The sequence below is a fragment of the Alteromonas sp. W12 genome (assembly GCF_001924945.1).
Classification (GTDB): Bacteria; Pseudomonadota; Gammaproteobacteria; order Enterobacterales; family Alteromonadaceae; genus Alteromonas; species Alteromonas macleodii.
This window is the reverse complement of the sequence record NZ_LQXH01000007.1, coordinates 833776-853152: the sequence shown is the minus strand read 5'-3', so window position 1 is coordinate 853152 and position 19377 is coordinate 833776. Positions and strand designations below refer to the sequence as shown.

Below are 19377 nucleotides of genomic sequence, written 5' to 3'. Positions count from 1 at the left end.
CAATGTCTTTTGGTGAATCTGTACTACTGACCACCTCAGAGGTCTCCTTTGTAGATAAAGCGTGTAGAACTCTATTCCTACAATGCTTAAAACAACTGCCTTTTGGCAGTCTAACCATTCAAGAAAACGGCGATGTCGTTGCGCGTTTCGGCACAGACGAAAGCGATTTGCGTGCAACGGTAAATATCAAGGATGTACAAGCCTATCGACGCTTACTGCTTGGCGGAAGTGTGGGCGCCGGAGAAGCATTCATGGATGGGTTATGGGACAGTGACGACGTAACAGCCGTGGTAAGAGTGTTTGCTAGGAATTTATCTACCCTTGACGAATGGGAGAATAAATTTAAATGGGTGACTATGCCCATCAACAAGATTCAACACTTTGCACGTCGAAATACAAAGGACCAAGCCAAGAAAAATATCGAGGCGCATTACGATCTGGGTAATAAGCTTTATACCCGCTTCCTTGACCCAACAATGATGTATTCGTCAGCCATATACCCAGATCCGAATGCAACTCTCAATGATGCACAAAATTACAAGCTCAAAGCCATTTGCGACAAGTTACAGCTTAGCGAAACCGATCATCTTCTAGAGATTGGCACGGGCTGGGGCGGGCTAGCCGTCTATGCTGCTAAGCATTATGGTTGCCGCGTAACGACCACTACCATTTCAGAAGAGCAGCATGCATGGGCAAAAGAATGGATTGCCCGAGAAGAACTTGAAAGCAAAATCACTTTGCTGAAAAAGGATTATCGCCTACTTGAAGGCAAGTACGATAAGCTCGTGTCTATCGAGATGATTGAAGCTGTAGGCAAACAATTTTTAGGAAATTTCTTTGAGAAATGCTCGTCACTTTTAAAAGACGACGGCCTAATGCTGCTTCAGTCAATAACCATTGATGACAGACGTTACGACAGCTATTCAAATAGTGTCGACTTTATTCAGAAATATATCTTTCCGGGGGGATTTTTACCTTCTCAGCACCAGCTTAACGCTCACCTGAAAAAGTACACTAATATGATGATTCGTGACTTACACGACATCGGGATTGACTATGCGAAAACATTGAACCATTGGTATGAAGCATTTATTTCTGCAAAAGATGAGCTTTTAAACGACGGTTATGACGAGCGTTTTATGCGAATGTGGACCTACTACCTGAAATATTGTGAAGGTGGTTTTTTAGAAAGAACAATCAGTACCGTTCAACTTGTGATTTCAAAGCCTCATTACAGACTTGATTTGGCTCGTGTTTAACAACGCTAATTATCGATAGTAGTGACAAAAAAAGCGGCGCCCTTTTGGCGCCGCTTTCTTGTTTGAAGCTGACACTAGGTCAAAGCACTACTCATCTACAACTGATATAGGCTTAGACAGCATTGGCTTACCCTGATTAATATTAATTTCAACGCGACGATTTTGCGCTCGGTCTGAAGGTGTAGTGGCATTTTCTACAATTGGATCGGTATCTGCCTTACCCACTACCGACATACGACTTTCGTCAAACCCTGGCGCGGTACGCATGGCTTCTGCGACCGCGACAGCGCGCTGCGCTGACAAGTCCCAATTAGAACGATAGAGTTCATTAGCAATATGCTGGCCATCACTGTGCCCTGAAATTTCGATTTCTCCAGGCACATCCGCCAACAGCGTACCTATTTTTCTCAACACCGGTTGGAATTGGGGCTGCAAAAAGGCCGAGCCCGCCGAAAAGGAACCGTTTTCACGGATTCGAATGGTTAACTGCTGACCCAACGATTCCATTTCCACCGAACCATCTAGAATTTGTTTTTCGAGCTGCTGAGCTACTTTTTTCATCAGTTCAGCCATTTGCGACTGATCGGTGCTTTGTTCAGCCGATGAAGACGATTCTGTAGCAGTTTGTTGAGATTGTCCGCCACGCTGCTCGCCGCGCTGCTTCTGCCTTCCGCCGGCAGAATCCTCATTACCAGCCTGAAATTCCAGCATTTGCTGGGTCATTTCGTTAGTTTGCTGCTGAATGGACTCAATAGGCGTAGGGTCAGGCTTGCCAGGACGAAACTCCATTGCAATAACACTGGTACCCTTTGGAATATCTTTTACTTCAATTTTATTTTGCACACCAAAGGCAAACTTCATAGAGCCTGCAATTTGTTTAAACTTCAGTACGTCCATTTCCGAAAACGAAAGTAGCAGTACAAAGAAGCACATAAGCAATGACATTAAGTCTGCGAAGGTTACCATCCAGGCTGGAAGTCCCTCGGGGGGACATTTTGGGCATTCTTCTTCGGCCATTACTCTTCCTCTGCGCTTCCGCGTTTACTCGCCGCAAGGTAGTTCTTTAATACCCCTTCGATAACACGTGGGTTCTGGCCGTCGGCAATACCCACAATACCGTCAAGAACAAGACTCTGGTTTAACTTCTCTTCTCCAGCTCTTACCGCCAGTTTAAAGGCAATTGGCAAACACACGACGTTGGCAAAAAAGGCACCATAAAGCGTGGTTAATAGCGCTACCGCCATGGCAGGGCCGATGGCTTTAGGGTCATCCATGTTTGAAAGCATGGCAACCAGACCGATCAAAGTACCAATCATACCCATCGCTGGTGCTACGTCACCCATTCCTTTAAATATAGAAGCGCCGAACTCATGCCTTTCCGTTGTCATAGAAATATCTTTAGCTAACGTTTCTCTCACCACTTCAATGTCGTGACCGTCCACCAGCATGTCCACACCCTTTTGCATGAACTCATTTGAAATTTCCGCTTCTTCTAATGCCAGAAATCCGCCTTTTCGTGCAGCGTCTGCCATTTCAACAATCTTTTCGATAAGCTCTTCAGGCGTTTCGATTTTGAACATGAATGCTTTGCCAGCAACTTTACCCGCACTGAAGAATTGGCCCAACGTAAACTGAGATAGGACAACAAATAGTGTTCCCCCGAATACAATAAGTATTGATTGCACGTCGATGAACATGCCCAAGCTGCCGCCCAGAATCATAGCCATCACTATGAAACCAATGGCGCCCAACATACCTATGACGGTTGCTAAATCCACTCACTCTTCCCCATTTATGCGCAGTCAGTGCTGTTAGTGTACAAATACCCTATCGGCAAAAGATAGAAATACTAAAACGACATTATTGAAAAATATCACATTTATTTGTTTATTATGAAGTAGGTTCTATGCAAAAGCGCAGCTTTGTCTTTTTTCTAAACTAAAATACCTAGCGCTTTTTCAGCTCCTTACTTTTTCCTTCACAGTAAATAACACGGTTACTTCTGAAAGGTTAGTGAACCCTGCATCGAATATAGCACAATTTGCTTGTATGTTGCCTTTTGAACTGGATGAAAAAAAAGCTATGTTACTGTGATATAGGCGATATACGGACAAACCATTTGACCCTTGTGCAACCCTCGGTTAATGTGCGCGGTATACGTATTTTGGCCACTATATTGAGTGTTTTTATGACGACAGAAAAAGCATCAGCGTCTTTTGAAGAAACTTTATCAGAACTAGAAGCTATCGTTAACGAAATGGAAAGCGGTGATCTGCCTCTTAATAAAGCACTAGAAAAATTTGAGCGCGGTATAGCACTTTCCCGCCAAGGCCAACAATCTCTTGAAAACGCCGAGCAAAAAGTAAAGATACTGCTCAGTGAACAAGGCGAAGAAACGCTCCACCCTCTTCCTGAAAGTGAACAGCCATAAATCGTTCATTTTTAACTAACAGGCAATCTATGAATTTTTCTGCTTTGCATCAGCAAGTTAAACAGCAAACTGATGCATCTCTTCTTACATTAATTGACGAATTACCCGATTACGCGCCGCGCTTAAAAGACGCAATGCGTCACGCCTTACTTGCTGGCGGTAAACGGATGCGGCCACTACTTGTTCAAGTAGTAGGTAACACCCTAGACGTGCCCAAAAAAGACCAAATGGCTATTAGTATGGCCATTGAATGTGTGCATGCCTACTCGTTAGTCCACGACGATTTACCAGCCATGGACGACGACGACTTGCGCCGCGGTATGCCAACCTGCCATATCGCCTTTGATGAGGCTACCGCTATTTTAGCTGGCGATGCGCTGCAGGCACTTGCATTTACAGTGTTAGCTGATGCGCCATTAAGCACGTATGCTGAAACAAAGCGTAGCCAGTTACTGTCTGTACTTGCGAAAAGTGCGGGTTACATAGGTATGTGCGGTGGGCAAGCTATCGATTTAGCCAGCACCGGCAAAACCATCTCGCTAGAAGAACTAAAACAGCTGCATAGATTGAAAACCGGTGCATTGTTAAAAGCCTGTGTTGAAATGGTCGCCATTGTTAGTGAAGGCTTACTGCCTCAAACTAAAATTGACTTAATGGCTTATGCCGCGGATATTGGGCTAGCTTTCCAAGTTCAAGACGATATTTTAGATGTGGAAGGCAGTAGCGAAAAATTAGGTAAGCCCGCGGGGTCAGACGAAGCGTTAGGGAAAAATACCTTTCCAGCCAAACTTGGTATTACAGGCGCTAAACAAGAATTAGAAATGCTTCACGATAATGCACTTCAAGCATTGGCGCGTTTACCCTACAATACTGACAGTTTAATTGCGTTTAGCGAGCTTTTGGTAAAACGCGACCATTAGCCACGCGCCATGTTGAAAAAGATAATAAGTACATGAGTTTAGATCTCCAACATTACCCAACGCTTGCGCTTGCGCAAACACCCGATAAATTGAGGCAGTTGCCCCAAGACAAATTACGCGAGCTCGCCGATGAGTTGCGTGAGTACTTACTTAACAGCGTAAGCCAAACCAGTGGGCACTTTGCATCTGGTTTAGGCACAGTGGAACTGACCGTCGCTTTGCACTATGTGTACGACACCCCCTTCGATCGACTGCTGTGGGATGTAGGTCACCAAGCTTATCCGCACAAAATCCTTACAGGTCGTGCAGAGCGCATGAGTACCATTCGCCAAAAGAATGGTCTGCACCCTTTCCCATGGCCGCCTGAGAGCGACTACGACACCTTTGCAGTTGGTCATTCGTCTACATCGATTAGTGCAGGGCTGGGCATGGCTGTGGCTGCCGAAAAAGAAGGCAAAAACAGAAAGGTTGTAGCGGTAATTGGCGACGGTGCTATGACCGCTGGTATGGCGTTTGAAGCCCTTAATCACGCTGGTGATATCAAGAAAGACATGGTAGTTGTACTTAACGACAACGAAATGTCTATTTCTGAAAACGTAGGTGCGTTGAACAGTCACTTAGCTCGCTTGCTTACAGGCAACTTTTTCAACTCTATACGCGATGGCGGCAAAAAGCTGCTAAGCAATGTACCTCCTATTAAGGAGTTTGCCAGCCGTGCAGAAGAACACATTAAAGGCATGGTTGTCCCGGGCACGATATTTGAAGAGCTTGGCTTTAACTACATTGGCCCTATCGATGGCCACGACGTAAATGGTGTTGTCGATACGCTACGCAATATGCGCAAGTTTGACGGCCCGCAGCTACTTCACGTAGTCACCAAGAAAGGTAAAGGTTACGCGGTTGCTGAAGAAGACCCTATCAAGTTCCACGCGGTACCAAAATTCAATCCGGCTGACAACGCTTTGCCAAAATCTAAGCCTTCAGCTCCTACCTACTCTGCAATCTTTGGGAAATGGCTGTGTGATATGGCGGCACAAGACCCTAAGCTAATGGCGGTAACGCCAGCAATGCGCGAAGGTTCAGGCATGGTTGAGTTTTCTCAGCGTTTTCCAGAGCAGTATTTCGATGTTGCGATCGCTGAACAGCACGCGGTGACCTTTGGCGCAGGCCTTGCCAAAGACGGTATGAATGCGGTTGTTGCTATTTATTCGTCGTTCCTGCAGCGCGCCTACGACCAGCTCATTCACGATGTGGCGATTCAAGACTTACCCGTATTGTTTGCCATTGATAGAGCCGGTATTGTTGGCGCAGATGGCCCTACTCACCAGGGGGCGTTTGATATCGCTTTCCTTCGCTGTATTCCGAATATTGTGGTTATGGCTCCTTCAGATGAAAATGAATGTCGTCAAATGCTCTACACGGGTCACAAGCTACAAAAACCAGCTGCTGTTCGTTACCCTCGCGGTGCTGGCATGGGTGTCACGCCTGACGAAGCTATGACAGAGCTTGAGATTGGTAAATCTCGTACGTGTCGAGAATCATCAAAAGGCAAGTCTGAAAGTATCGCCATTTTAAACTTTGGCTGCCTACTGCCCTACGCGCTTGAAGCTGCAGAGGCGATTGACGCTACCGTTATCGACATGCGTTTCATTAAGCCGTTAGACGGCGACGCAGTATTAAAAGCAGCCAGTGAACACAGCGCTCTTATCACGCTAGAAGACGGTTGTATTATGGGGGGAGCTGGCAGTGCGGTGCTTGAACACTTGCAGCAAAATGGTGTTCTTAAGGCAGTGAAGATGTTGGGTCTCCCTGATAGCTTTATATTACAAGGCACTCAGCAGGAAATGTACAAAGAGCACGGCCTTGACGCCGAAGGTATTATTGCAGCGGCTAGCAGTTTAAGCGCTAACTAATTAAGCTTTAAAATCACCACTAAGACATTAAAAAGCCCGCTATTTTGCGGGCTTTTTCGTAAATAGTTTGCTCACCGTCAACTGGCTTTCCTTTGAGGTAAGTTTAACAAAATGGCGGCGAATATTCGTAATGAATTAAAACAAAGCCAATGCGGCAGGCCAAAACGCTATTAGTAAATGTAGACAACCGCATGCCATGGCGCCAGCGATTAGATCGTCAAGCATAATGCCTGTACCGCCGTGTAAACGCTTATCGATAATACCTATTGGCCAAGGCTTTAAGATATCGAAAAGCCTGAATAGAACAAAGCCTACAAGCAAAGAAGACGCTGAAATAGGTACAAACAGAAAGGTCACAAACATGCCCGCTATTTCATCCCACACTATAGAGCCGTGATCGTGAACCTGCATATCGTCAGCCGTTTTACCGCACAGGTAAATTCCTACAACTGAGAATATCAGCGTAAGCGCGATAAAGGAAATTAGGGAAATCTGGCTACACGCAATAAGTAGGGGCAACGCAGCAAGTGAGCCAAAGGTTCCCGGCATGAAAGGAATAAGTCCACTGCCAAAGCCTAGTGCGAGAAAATGCACTGGATTTTTCATACTCACTCTAGCGCGAAACTCAGCCTGCATGCTTTTTCCTTTTTATTGCTTTTGTCGGACAAATAGGCCGCCTAAAAGGCGTGCTCGTAACCTGACACATTAACAGGTGTGTACTTTTCGTTGTCTTTGAGCAATGAAAGTGTGCCGTTATGACCGGTTAATTGGCCAATACATGTGGCTTTCACGTTTGTGCTTGCCAACGAGGTTTCAAGACTTCCGCGCTGCTCTTCACTTACAGTGAAAATAAGCTCATAGTCATCGCCTGCAGACAGCGCGTATTCGATAGCTTGCTCAGGTGTAACCGCGCTTGTTAATGCTCGTGACAACGGTAAACGCTCTACATGAACATTTGCACCGCAATTTGACGCTTTTAAAATATGACCTAAATCTGAAATTAAACCATCAGAGATATCAATGCACGACGTTGCAATACGTCGGATAGCTGTGCCCACCGCTACGCGAGGAGTTGGGAAGTAATGACGATTTACCAATACGTCTTTCGCTTCACCACTTACACTCAGCTTATTTTGCAGGATGTCTAAACCTGCACCCGCGTCACCAAGCGTTCCTGTGACATAAAGCCAATCACCCGGCTTAGCGCCGCTACGCGTTAGCTCAGAACCCGGCGGTATAAAGCCTTGAGCTGTAATCGTGAACGCCATTGGGCCTTTAACCGTATCGCCACCGATAAGCTGTACAGAATAGTACTGAGTTAGCTCATAAAGGCCCGAAACAAAGTCATCTAGCCAAGCTTCGTCCACTTCCGGTAATGACAGTGATAAGCTAATCCACGCTGGCTCTGCGCCCATTGCGGCAAGGTCGCTTAAGTTTACCGCCACTGTTTTATACGCAACAGACTTCGCCGGTGCGTCTTTCAAAAAGTGCACACCTGCAACCAGGGTATCTGTGGTAACGGCAAGCTGTTGGTTTTCAGGAACCGTTGTTACAGCACAGTCATCACCAATACCAATAACAACGTCTTTGCGTTTGTGGCCGCTGTTTGAAAAGTAGCGGCCGATAAGATCAAATTCTTTCACGGTAATTTTTAAACCCTTTTAGCGGCAGTCCATGCCGCCACGGTAAGGTTAGTCGCGCTCGTCTTTGCGCAATGTGCGCACTGCTTTATCCAGTGCACCATTAATGAACTTGTGACTTTCTTCAGCACCAAATGCTTTAGCAAGCTCAATCGCCTCATTAATAATTACGCGGTAAGGGACGTCAATGCGCTCGGTCAGTTCCAGCGTCGCAATGCGCAAGATTGCTTTTTCAATAGCGTCTAACTCTTCAGGCAAACGGCCAAGGTAAGGCTTGATGATCGCATCAAGATTACTTGCGTTGTGTGCAACACCGCGAAGCAGAGCTTGGAAATACGCCATATCTACCTTTTGCATGTCGTTACTGGTGGCTAGCGCCAGTTCAACCTGCTGAATATCGTTGTGACTCATTTGCCATGAATACACGCCTTGCAGAGCGAGTTCACGGGCTTTACGACGAGCTGAAACTTTCACTTAATGTTTACCTTAAAGCTTTTCAACAGCATCGATAACGTTAACCATTTCCAGCGCACCAAGTGCAGCTTCTGCACCTTTGTTGCCCGCTTTGGTTCCTGAACGCTCGATAGCCTGTTCAATTGAATCTGTTGTAATTACGCCAAATGATACGGGTACACCGTATTCAAGAGAAACTTGCGCAAGACCTTTGTTGCATTCGCCTGCTACAAAATCAAAGTGTGGTGTACCACCACGAATAACCGCACCTAGTGCGATGATGGCGTCAAATGACTTTTTCTCAGCTAATTTCTTAGCTACTACAGGTAACTCGTAAGCACCAGGTACACGTACTAACGTGATATCGTCATCACTCACTTCACCGTGACGCTCTAGTGTATCTAGTGCACCTTCAAGTAAGCTTTCAACTACAAAGCTATTAAAGCGTGATACAACGATAGCAAATTTCTTACCGGTTGCTCTGATATTACCTTCAATTACCTGCATGGATTCATTCCTCGAGAAAAAACGGCGCGAAGTATACCACAACTGCGCCCAAACTAAATCGATTGTTTCTTTAACTTCAACTATTCGTAAACGGGTACGTTAGCTTGACTCAATGTGGGAAGGGAGTGCTCGTCGCAAACCCTCTCCACTTTAGCTCCGCCCTACAGCTAAGTACTAGTCGTGCACGTACTCCACTACTTCAAGGCCGTAACCTGAAAGTGCGTGATATTTAATTGGCTTACTAAGAAGACGCATTTTGTGTACGCCCATTGATGCTAGAATTTGACTGCCTACACCAATAGTGCGTGACGACCCCTGCCAGTCAGCGCCAGTCGGGCGCTCGCCTCGGTCTTCTGCGGCAAAGCGGCGTACCTGACTTTCAATATGCTCTTCTTTACCTAATAGCACCAATACGCCACCGTCTTCTGAAATTTTGCGCATGCCATCTGCAAGCGTCATCGAGCGATGAATACCGCGGGTAGACCCAAGAAGATCACTAAACGTATTGTGAAGGTGTACACGTACAAGTGTCGGCTCATCTTCTTTAATTTCGCCTTTTTTAAGTGCGAAATGAAGTTGGTTGTCGATGCTGTCTTTAAACGTGTGAAGCTCGAAGTCACCATACTCGGTTGGCATATTGCATTGAGCGACCTTTTGAATGGTGGTTTCGTTGAGATTGCGATATTCAATTAAATCAGCAATGGTGCCGATTTTAAGATTATGTTTTTCAGCAAACTTTTCTAGTTCTGGACGACGGGCCATCGTGCCGTCTTCATTGAGGATTTCTACAATAACCCCAGCAGGCTCTAACCCTGCCAAACGCGGTAAATCTACACCAGCTTCAGTGTGACCTGCGCGGTTTAACACGCCACCGTCTTTAGCAATTAGCGGAAAAATATGACCCGGCTGTACAATGTCTGTCGCTTTCGCATCTTTCGCTACAGCAGCTTTAATGGTTGTTGCGCGATCTGCCGCCGAAATGCCTGTAGTCACGCCGGTTGCCGCTTCAATAGACACAGTGAAGTTGGTAGAAAACTGTGCTTCGTTTTTATCCACCATAAGCGGAAGATTCAGGGTGCGACAGCGCTCTTGCGTCATTGGTAAACACACTAAACCGCGAGCGTGGGTTACCATAAAGTTAATGGCTTCAGGCGTCACATGCTCTGCCGCCATTATCAAATCGCCTTCATTTTCCCTGTCTTCGTCATCCATCAAGATAACCATTTTACCTTGGCGAATGTCTTCAATAATTTCTTGTGTAGTGTTAAATGCCATGTTGTGTGCTTCTTGTAGGGTTATTTTCTTAAAAATCCGTTCTCGGCAAGAAATGCCATGTCAATGCCTTTGCTTTTTGGCTCGGCGGCTTTGTCGCCCAACATCAATCGCTCTAAATAGCGCGCAATAACATCAACCTCTAAGTTCACCGCTGTGCCCACCTTATAGCTCCCCATAATGGTTTCTTGCAATGTATGAGGAATGATCCAAAGCATAAATTCTGCGCCATTAACTTCGTTAACAGTTAAGCTGATACCATCAACGGTGATACTACCTTTATGCGCAATATATTTAGCCAAGGCTTCTGGCGCTTTTACCCAGAACTCTACGTAGTCTGAGTGCTTAATGATTTGTGTAACCTCGCCTACACCATCAACGTGACCAGAAACGATATGACCACCTAAACGGTCGCTTGGACGCATCGCTTTCTCAAGATTCACCGTAGAGCCTGCGCTGTAATGTGCAAAGCCCGTTAATTTGATGGTCTCTGCCGACACATCTGCACAATAATAATCGGGGCCCATATCAGTAACTGTTAAACAAACACCATTGGTCGCAATACTGTCGCCGAGTGCGACATCAGACATATCAAGCGTAGGCGATGAAACGGTAAGTCGAATATCGTTGCCACGGTTATCAAGCTTCTTGATTGTACCTAGCGCTTGAATAATTCCTGTAAACATAAAGTTCCTCTTTAATCGCGTTAACCACGGGTGTTGCTAACATCAGGACGGAAGATAAGCTTAATATCGTTACCCACTTGACGATTTTCAATAAGCGAAAGCGAAATACATTCATTTAGCGACGTGAACGCGGGTAAATTAACCATACTGACTCCCTTATCACCTAAAAGCTTAGGCGCTTGGTAGCAAATAAGTTCATCCACCAGCCCTTCTTGCAATAATGCACCGGCAAGGCCTGGGCCTGCTTCCACCCACACTTCATTATATTGCTTATCGCCTAGTGCTGACATAAGTGAATGTAAATTGAGTTTACCGTCTTTTTCGTCCAGTTGGAGATAGTGCTGAGTAGCGGTGTCTGGGTGAGCCTGTGACGTCGCCGTGATCGTAATATTGCCGTCGTTAAAAAGTGTGTAGTCTCTACTAAGCTTACTTTTGCTATCTACAACCACACGTGCTGGCTGGCGGATATGATCTAGTGGATACTTTTCAAACTGAGCCTCTTTTTCACGAACTAAGAGGCTAGGATTATCAGCTTGTACCGTACCCGAACCCGTCAATACTACGCAACTTTGTGCACGATACTGTTGCACATCCCGCCTTGCTTCTGCACCAGTAATCCACTGACTTACCCCATTTTGAAGGGCTATTTTTCCATCTAGGCTAATACCTAATTTCACGCGAACAAAGGGCCTACCGGTAAGCATGCGTTTAATAAACCCAGGGTTTAGCGCTGCGGCCTCAGCAGCCATCACTTCGCTTACCACTTCGATGCCTGCTTCCTGCAGAATGCTAATACCGTTACCGCATACGTTTGGATTCGGGTCGGTCATAGCAATAACAACACGCGCTACCTTTGCTTCTACCAAGGCAACAGCGCAAGGCGGTGTGCGACCAAAATGACTACAAGGTTCAAGTGTAACGTATGCCGTCGCGCCCTTTGCGCCTTGCGGACGTGCGTTAGATGCTTGTCTTAATGCATGCACTTCGGCATGGGGTGTACCAGCTTGAATGTGATATCCCTGACCAAGCAATTGATTGTTTTCGTCAACAATTACACAGCCTACGCGAGGGTTAGGAGAAGTGGTAAAACGCCCTTGTTGGGCAAGCTGAATGGCTTTTGCCATCCAAAAATAATCGTTTTTAACCGTATCGTGGTTCACTTGGATTCCTGTTGTAGCCCTAAGTGCCTGATGTTTGAGAGGTCGCCGACTTAATCTCCTAATCGCGCAATCTCTTCTCCGAATTCACGAATATCTTCGAAAGAGCGATAAACGGAGGCGAACCGGACATAAGCAACTTTATCGAGTTCTTTGAGGGCTTTCATAATTAGGTTGCCGAGCAGTTCACTGCTCACTTCACGTTCACCGGTTGCGCGCAACTGTGACTTAAGTGAGAGGATACATTGTTCAACTTTTTCTGTGCTCACAGGGCGCTTTTCGAGTGCGCGTTGCAAGCCTGCACGAAGTTTATCTTCGTTAAACGGTTCACGAGAACCATCGCGTTTAATAACGCGAGGCATCACGAGCTCAGCACTTTCAAAGGTCGTGAAGCGCTCGTGACACACCATACATTCACGGCGTCTACGCACCTGTTGCCCTTCTGCAACCAAACGAGAATCAATGACTTTTGTTTCTTGTTCTGAACAAAACGGGCAAAACATGAATAATCCTTAAATATTGCGTACTTAGGTATCTAAATTAAACCTAGACTAGTTAGTCCAGCATTAGTACCAAAGTACGCAATAAAACACAAACCTATTTATTTATAAACAGGGAATTGTGCGCAAAGTGCAACCACTTCGTCTTGAACACGTTTGATAACAGACTCATCGCCCATGTTATCTAGAATGTCGCAAATCCATGTTGCAACTTGCTTAGCTTGTTCTTCTTTGAAACCACGGCGAGTAATCGCTGGGCTACCAATACGAAGACCACTGGTTACAAACGGTGAACGCGGGTCATTTGGCACTGAGTTTTTGTTTACCGTAATATTTGCGGCACCAAGTGCTGCGTCAGCATCTTTACCGGTAATGTCCTTGTCGATAAGGTCAAGAAGGAACAAGTGGTTGTCAGTACCGCCAGAAACGATGTTATAACCGCGCTCTTGCATTACAGAAACCATAGCTTTCGCATTTGCAACAACCTGCTGCTGATACACTTTAAATTCTGGCTGTAGTGCTTCTTTGAATGCAACCGCTTTAGCTGCGATCACGTGGCAAAGAGGGCCACCTTGGTTGCCTGGGAATACAGAGCTGTTTAGCTTTTTGTAAATCGCTTCATCGCCGCATGAAGAAAGGATTAAACCACTACGTGGGCCAGCAAGGGTTTTATGAGTAGTCGTTGTTACCACGTGAGCGTGAGGAAGCGGGTTTGGATAAACGCCCGCTGCTACAAGTCCTGCTACGTGCGCCATATCTACGAGCAAGTAAGCGCCAACGCTATCAGCGATTTCACGGAATTTTGCCCAATCAACAATGCCAGAATACGCAGAGAAACCACCGATAATCATTTTCGGCTTGTGCTCTTTAGCAAGTGCCTCAACCTGAGCGTAATCGATTTCACCGGTTTCTTTGTTCAGACCATACTGAACAGCATTGTAGGTTTTACCAGAGAAGTTTACGTGTGAACCGTGAGTAAGGTGACCACCTTCAGAAAGGCTCATTCCCAATACCGTATCGCCTGCGTCAAGTAGTGCCATGAATACGGCAGAGTTAGCTTGTGAACCAGCGTGCGGTTGAACGTTCGCGTAGTCTGCACCAAATAGTGCTTTTGCACGATCGATAGCAAGTTGTTCAACAACGTCTACGTGCTCACAACCACCGTAGTAACGCTTGCCTGGGTAGCCTTCCGCGTACTTGTTAGTAAGCTGCGAACCCTGTGCTTCCATTACACGTGGGCTACAGTAGTTCTCAGAGGCAATTAGCTCTATGTGATGTTCTTGACGCTCAACCTCTTTAGACATTGCATCGGCTAATTCAGGATCGAAGTCGGCTATATTCATTTCGCGAGAAAACATGGGGGCTCCTTAACTGCGGTTTTTATATGGCGTTACGCACTGATTGCTCAAATTCGAGCCATATTCTAGTCATTTTCGGGGGCTTGTATACCGCTTTGTGACCAAATTAATATAATTGGCGCAGGTTTAACGAAATACCTGCGCCAGCGCGAGATCAGACCTGTTTTTCCAGGGCTTTAACACGGTCAAATAAACTACCAATTTTGGCAAGGCGAACCGCATTTTTGCGCCAGTCACGGTTGGTTTGTGCTGGCTGGCCAGAAGAATAAACACCCGGTTCAGTGATATCTTGAACAATCATGGTATAGCCAGTCACCTGAACATTATCGCAAATGCTAATGTGGCCATTAATGCCCACTCCACCACCGATAATAACGTGCTTGCCGATATGACAGCTACCAGCAATACCTGTAGCGCCGCAAATACAAGAGTGATCACCAATAATACAGTTGTGGCCAATTTGTACTTGGTTATCGATAATAACGTTAGTGCCTAAAATCGTATCTTCCATGGCGCCGCGGTCAATGCTGCTGCTTGCGCCAATCTGACTGTCGTCACCAATGCGAACCGACCCTGTTTGTGGAATAGGGATCCAAACGCCTTTATCATTTGCGTAACCAAAGCCTGCCGCACCAATAACTGTTTGGCTATGAATTGTCACGCGCTTACCAATCACAACGTCATGATAGATAGTTACGTTCGGGTGAATGGTGCAGCCTTCACCAATATGGGTACCTCTACGAATAACCGTATTCGCGCCTACAGTAACTCTATCGCCTAAAACCACGTTCTCTTCAATGATTACATTGTGGCCTAGCGATACATCACTGCCGATGCGGGCAGATGGCGCAATAACCGCTGTCTCAGCAATACCTGTCGCTACCGCTGGAGTAGTATCAAACAACTGAGCGATAAGGGCGAACGCTGCATGAGGGTTTGCCACAACCAACGCTGGAACTGGGCTATCATCTTTTAAGTTTTTGTGCAGAATTACCGCACCAGCCTGAGTATCTTTTAACTGCGGCTTGTATTTAGGATTTGTTAGAAACGAAATTTGGTGCGATGCTGCACCGGATAACGTACCTACTGCAGAGATAGTAATGTTTCCATCGCCCTGCACTTCCCCACTTACATGTTTGGCAAGCTCTTCCAGACTGTATGTGCGTTTACTCATAGCGGTCATCATAATTACCTGTTCAGAGATATGAATAGTGTTGAGTCTATCGCTTTGGGTTCTTTATTGCTGTTTGCTAGCTCACCCTAAAGCCCATGTTTACTCATGCTTATAAAAACAAGTTTACCTTAAATCAACTCGCCAACCGATGCATAAATCGATCTTTTTGGCATGAGTGATTAAAATATCGCCAAGCACAAATACACTAAGCGTAAGTAACTGGCACAAACTACCCTGTTACGAGTAGAATAGACCACAATCACTTTTTTATTTTTCACCGCTTATTCAGCGAGGATAGAGCATGGCGCAATACGTTTACAGTATGCATCGCGTGGGCAAAATCGTCCCACCTAATAGACACATTCTAAAAAATATCTCACTTAGCTTTTTCCCAGGCGCCAAAATTGGTGTGCTAGGTCTAAACGGTGCAGGTAAATCTACCTTACTTCGCATTATGGCCGGCGTAGATACCGACATCGAAGGTGAAGCGCGTCCTCAACCGGGCTTAAAAGTGGGCTACCTTCCACAAGAGCCTCAGCTTGATGAAACAAAAGATGTTCGCGGCAATATAGAAGAAGCCGTCGCCGACGTTAAACACGCATTAACTCGCCTAGATGAAGTATATGCAGCTTATGCAGAAGCAGACGCTGATTTTGACGCCCTTGCTAAAGAGCAGGGCGAGTTAGAAGCTATTATTCAAGCCAAAGATGGCCACAACTTAGAAAATGCATTAGAGCGTGCTGCTGATGCCCTTCGCCTTCCAGCGTGGGATGCGGACGTTAGCAAACTATCTGGTGGTGAACGCCGCCGTGTAGCGCTGTGCCGCCTACTTCTAGAAAAGCCTGAAATGTTGCTTCTAGACGAACCCACTAACCACTTAGACGCAGAATCAGTCGCATGGCTAGAGCGTTTCCTTCACGATTATGAAGGTACGGTAGTCGCTATTACCCACGATAGATACTTCCTTGATAACGTTGCAGGTTGGATTTTAGAACTTGACCGTGGTGAAGGTATTCCGTGGGAAGGTAACTACTCTTCTTGGTTGGAGCAAAAAGAAAACCGACTTGAGCAAGAAGAGCGTACCGAAACGGCACGTATGAAGAGCATGAAACAGGAACTTGAGTGGGTACGCTCAAACCCGAAAGGTCGTCATGCTAAAAGTAAAGCTCGTATGGCCCGCTTTGAAGAACTATCTACCAGCGATTACCAAAAGCGTAATGAAACCAATGAGCTTTTCATTCCACCAGGTGAACGCTTAGGTGACAAGGTTATTGAAGTAAGCAACCTTAAAAAGTCGTATGGCGATCGCGTGCTTATCGACGACTTAACGTTTAAAGTACCAAAGGGTGCCATTGTAGGTATCGTTGGCCCTAACGGCGCGGGTAAATCAACCTTGTTCAGAATGCTTACTGGTGCTGAGAAACCTGATTCAGGCACCATCGATTTAGGTGAAACCGTTCAAATTGCTGCGGTAGAACAGTTCCGCGACCACATGAACGAAAACAACACCGTGTGGAAAGAAATTTCTGACGAACAAGACATTATTCGCATTGGTAACTTTGAAATTAACAGCCGCGCCTACTGCAGCCGTTTTAACTTTAAAGGCACCGACCAGCAGAAGTTCATCAAAGACTTGTCAGGTGGTGAGCGTAACCGTGTTCACCTTGCGAAACTGCTTAAAGCAGGCGGTAACGTATTGCTACTGGATGAGCCAACCAACGACCTAGACGTAGAAACACTTCGCGCCTTGGAAAACGCGCTGTTGGAGTTCCCAGGCTGTGCCATGGTTATCTCGCACGACCGTTGGTTCCTAGACCGTGTAGCAACACACATTATGGATTACCGCGATGAAGGTAACATCAACTTCTTCGAAGGTAACTACTCAGACTACGAAAGCTGGTTGAAGCAAGAATTTGGACAAGATGTGGTTGAACCGCACCGCCTTAAATATAAGCGTATGTCTAAATAAAACAAATTCAGAGATGTAAGATCTGTATCTCTGCTTTACGCCTAAAGCCGCTATCGCTGATAGCGGCTTTTTTATTTGTTCGCTTTTCATTGCGAACCCACGCAAATTAGCCAATACTAATACCAGTCCGCATAGGTCATTACCCACTCAGTGGGCAATTATCTACGCGGACTGATATAACAGCGTTAATGATAACTGGGTATTTGAAAAATGACGGATAAGCGCCAATTTCAACGGGTGTCACTGAATGTAAATGGCACACTGGCACACAATGACGTTAGTATTGATGTGGTAGTCAGCGACGTATCGCTTCAAGGCATTAAACTTCAAGCTACCGAAACGGCGTTGTCACACTTACCTTTTGACAGTCACGACCCTTACACTGCTACCTTCCAAGCAAATGAAGACAGTCCTGTAATAACCCTTTCTATTTCGCAGTTGTATCGTCATGCCGACAGTAGAAAAGAACGGGTTTCATTAGGCTGTAAAGTTGAGCGAATGGATGTAGACAGCATTAGCGCCCTTCGTCGTTTAATTACTTTAAACAGCGACGACGCCAGTATTGAAGAGAAAGACCTGAATGCATTAGTTGATGCGGTTTATCAGGCGCCACATTAACCTTTAAAAAACGCGTTTCACTCGTTTAATGCAGGAAAGGCCCATTTAATAGGCCTTTCAATTTAACAGGCACCGTCAACACTTTACTTAAATGTTGAGCCTTTCGCATTACTCAAGCGCGTCTAACGCCTCAGATAAGCGCGCTACCGGCACCACTTTCATACCATTAATGGCTTGCTTAGGCGCATTGGCTTTTGGCACGATCGCCCGCTTAAAACCATGTTTCGCTGCTTCGATAATGCGTTCCGTTCCGTTAGGAACCGGGCGAATCTCGCCGGCTAGCCCGACTTCGCCGAATACAATTAAATCTCTGGGCAGCGAGCGATTTCTAAAGCTTGAAATCATGGCCAATAATAAGGCTAAGTCTGCACTGGTCTCTGATACTCTTACACCGCCTACCACGTTGACAAAAACGTCTTGATCGTTCATTTGCACATTGCCATGGCGATGCAAAACCGCGAGCAGCATCGACAAACGGTTCTGATCCAACCCTACAGCGATTCGCCTTGGGTTCGACATCTGTGAATAGTCTACCAACGCCTGAATTTCTACAAGTAACGGGCGGGTGCCCTCCCAGATAACCATAACGCTAGACCCTGGCGTTTCATTGTCACCTCGACTTAAGAATATGGCCGATGGGTTGCTTACCTCTTTAAGGCCTTTTTCTGTCATGGCAAACACGCCGAGCTCATTTACCGCACCAAAGCGGTTTTTATGACTTCGAAGCGTACGGTAGCGACCATCACTTTCTCCTTCCAGCATCATAGAGCTGTCGATACAGTGCTCAAGAACTTTCGGACCCGCCAAGTTACCGTCTTTTGTTACATGGCCAACAATGAACATAGCAATATGATTTTGCTTGGCAAAGCGTGTTAAATACGCCGCGCTTTCTCGTACTTGCGACACACTGCCTGGCGCAGACTGAACGTCTGACACGTGCATCACCTGAATAGAGTCGATAACCATAATTTTAGGCTTTTTCGTAAGGGCTAAATCGCAGATAGTTTCCACGTTTGTTTCGGCTAACATCATCAGCTTGTCGTCAGGTAGATTTAAGCGCTTTGCTCGCATGGCGACTTGCTGAAGCGACTCTTCCCCCGTGACATAAAGCGCGGTTTCACTTTTTGCCATCTGACACATTACTTGAAGCAGAAGCGTACTCTTACCCGCTCCTGGCGATCCACCAATTAACATAGCTGCCCCAGGGACTATTCCGCCCCCTAACACTCTATCTAGCTCTTTAAATGTTGACGAGAAACGCGGTAGTGATTCGAGATCTATTGCATTTAATGTCTCAATTTTGGCAGCGGTTTGCCCAGCATAGCCTGACGTGGTTTGGCGTGCGACACTTTTGGCACTTGCAACCACAAACTCACTTATCGTATTCCACGCTTTACACTCTGAACATTGACCTTGCCAGCGAGGGAACTCTGCACCGCAGTCAGAACACACGTAAGCAGTTTTACGTTTTGCCATATTCCAGTTTTATCCATTGCTTAAAAAGAGTATTCTAACACTTA

General features: G+C 46.0%; 19 protein-coding genes. 6 read left to right on the top strand and 13 right to left on the bottom strand.

What is annotated here, in order from left to right; translation table 11 throughout:
• Positions 1-2 precede the first annotated feature (2 nt).
• Positions 3-1259, top strand: a complete 1257-nt coding sequence (locus AWH61_RS11275) for an SAM-dependent methyltransferase (RefSeq protein ID WP_014950080.1) — start codon at positions 3-5, stop codon at positions 1257-1259.
• Positions 1260-1346: 87 nt separating this feature from the next.
• Here AWH61_RS11275 and AWH61_RS11270 read toward each other — a convergent pair whose 3' ends face one another.
• Positions 1347-2276, bottom strand: coding sequence for a flagellar motor protein MotB (locus AWH61_RS11270; RefSeq protein WP_075177089.1), 930 nt, complete (start codon positions 2274-2276; stop codon positions 1347-1349).
• Positions 2276-3037: a flagellar motor protein PomA gene (gene pomA, locus AWH61_RS11265; protein WP_014950082.1), complete on the bottom strand. Its 762-nt coding sequence runs from the start codon at positions 3035-3037 to the stop codon at positions 2276-2278. Before pomA ends, AWH61_RS11270 begins: the two co-directional genes overlap by 1 nt.
• A gap of 410 nt (positions 3038-3447) precedes the next feature.
• On the opposite strand from pomA, the gene xseB reads away from it, so the two are divergent.
• From xseB to dxs, 3 genes are read left to right on the top strand one after another with little or no spacing between them, the layout of a single operon-like run.
• On the top strand, positions 3448-3690 hold the full coding sequence (gene xseB, locus AWH61_RS11260) for an exodeoxyribonuclease VII small subunit (RefSeq protein WP_014976981.1): 243 nt from the start codon (positions 3448-3450) through the stop codon (positions 3688-3690).
• A gap of 29 nt (positions 3691-3719) precedes the next feature.
• Positions 3720-4610, top strand: a complete 891-nt coding sequence (locus tag AWH61_RS11255; protein ID WP_014950084.1) for a farnesyl diphosphate synthase — start codon at positions 3720-3722, stop codon at positions 4608-4610.
• A gap of 32 nt (positions 4611-4642) precedes the next feature.
• Positions 4643-6523 (top strand): 1-deoxy-D-xylulose-5-phosphate synthase, encoded by a 1881-nt coding sequence (gene dxs, locus AWH61_RS11250; RefSeq protein WP_075177088.1) that lies wholly within the window; start codon positions 4643-4645, stop codon positions 6521-6523.
• 135 nt (positions 6524-6658) lie between these two features.
• On the opposite strand, the gene AWH61_RS11245 is transcribed toward dxs, so the two are convergent.
• From AWH61_RS11245 to lpxD, 10 genes are all read right to left on the bottom strand, one after another.
• Entirely contained in the window at positions 6659-7159 is a 501-nt protein-coding gene (locus tag AWH61_RS11245; RefSeq protein WP_014950085.1) for a phosphatidylglycerophosphatase A family protein, read from the bottom strand.
• 41 nt (positions 7160-7200) lie between these two features.
• A complete protein-coding gene (gene thiL, locus AWH61_RS11240) occupies positions 7201-8166 on the bottom strand; it encodes a thiamine-phosphate kinase (RefSeq protein WP_014950086.1) in 966 nt (321 codons plus the stop codon).
• Positions 8167-8214: 48 nt separating this feature from the next.
• A complete protein-coding gene (gene nusB / locus AWH61_RS11235) occupies positions 8215-8637 on the bottom strand; it encodes a transcription antitermination factor NusB (protein WP_075177087.1) in 423 nt (140 codons plus the stop codon).
• A 12-nt stretch (positions 8638-8649) separates the two neighbouring features.
• A complete protein-coding gene (gene ribH, locus AWH61_RS11230) occupies positions 8650-9123 on the bottom strand; it encodes a 6,7-dimethyl-8-ribityllumazine synthase (protein WP_014950088.1) in 474 nt (157 codons plus the stop codon).
• 174 nt (positions 9124-9297) lie between these two features.
• A complete protein-coding gene (ribBA, locus tag AWH61_RS11225) occupies positions 9298-10398 on the bottom strand; it encodes a bifunctional 3,4-dihydroxy-2-butanone-4-phosphate synthase/GTP cyclohydrolase II (protein WP_014950089.1) in 1101 nt (366 codons plus the stop codon).
• Positions 10399-10418: 20 nt separating this feature from the next.
• Complete coding sequence (locus AWH61_RS11220) at positions 10419-11081, bottom strand: riboflavin synthase (protein WP_014950090.1); 663 nt, start codon at positions 11079-11081, stop codon at positions 10419-10421.
• Between the two features lie 20 nt (positions 11082-11101).
• Positions 11102-12241, bottom strand: coding sequence for a bifunctional diaminohydroxyphosphoribosylaminopyrimidine deaminase/5-amino-6-(5-phosphoribosylamino)uracil reductase RibD (ribD, locus tag AWH61_RS11215; RefSeq protein WP_083605918.1), 1140 nt, complete (start codon positions 12239-12241; stop codon positions 11102-11104).
• A 50-nt stretch (positions 12242-12291) separates the two neighbouring features.
• A complete protein-coding gene (nrdR, locus tag AWH61_RS11210; RefSeq protein WP_012517538.1) occupies positions 12292-12741 on the bottom strand; it encodes a transcriptional regulator NrdR in 450 nt (149 codons plus the stop codon).
• A 98-nt stretch (positions 12742-12839) separates the two neighbouring features.
• Complete coding sequence (gene glyA, locus AWH61_RS11205; RefSeq protein ID WP_014950092.1) at positions 12840-14096, bottom strand: serine hydroxymethyltransferase; 1257 nt, start codon at positions 14094-14096, stop codon at positions 12840-12842.
• Positions 14097-14250: 154 nt separating this feature from the next.
• Positions 14251-15279: a UDP-3-O-(3-hydroxymyristoyl)glucosamine N-acyltransferase gene (lpxD, locus tag AWH61_RS11200; protein ID WP_075177086.1), complete on the bottom strand. Its 1029-nt coding sequence runs from the start codon at positions 15277-15279 to the stop codon at positions 14251-14253.
• Between the two features lie 292 nt (positions 15280-15571).
• On the opposite strand from lpxD, the gene ettA reads away from it, so the two are divergent.
• Together ettA and AWH61_RS11190 are read left to right on the top strand one after the other, a co-directional pair.
• The gene (gene ettA / locus AWH61_RS11195) at positions 15572-17239 is read left to right on the top strand and encodes an energy-dependent translational throttle protein EttA (protein WP_075177085.1); all 1668 of its coding nucleotides are present in this window, start codon (positions 15572-15574) and stop codon (positions 17237-17239) included.
• A 210-nt stretch (positions 17240-17449) separates the two neighbouring features.
• The gene (locus AWH61_RS11190; RefSeq protein ID WP_014950095.1) at positions 17450-17857 is read left to right on the top strand and encodes a PilZ domain-containing protein; all 408 of its coding nucleotides are present in this window, start codon (positions 17450-17452) and stop codon (positions 17855-17857) included.
• Positions 17858-17965: 108 nt separating this feature from the next.
• On the opposite strand, the gene radA is transcribed toward AWH61_RS11190, so the two are convergent.
• The gene (gene radA, locus AWH61_RS11185) at positions 17966-19333 is read right to left on the bottom strand and encodes a DNA repair protein RadA (RefSeq protein WP_014950096.1); all 1368 of its coding nucleotides are present in this window, start codon (positions 19331-19333) and stop codon (positions 17966-17968) included.
• Positions 19334-19377 lie beyond the last annotated feature (44 nt).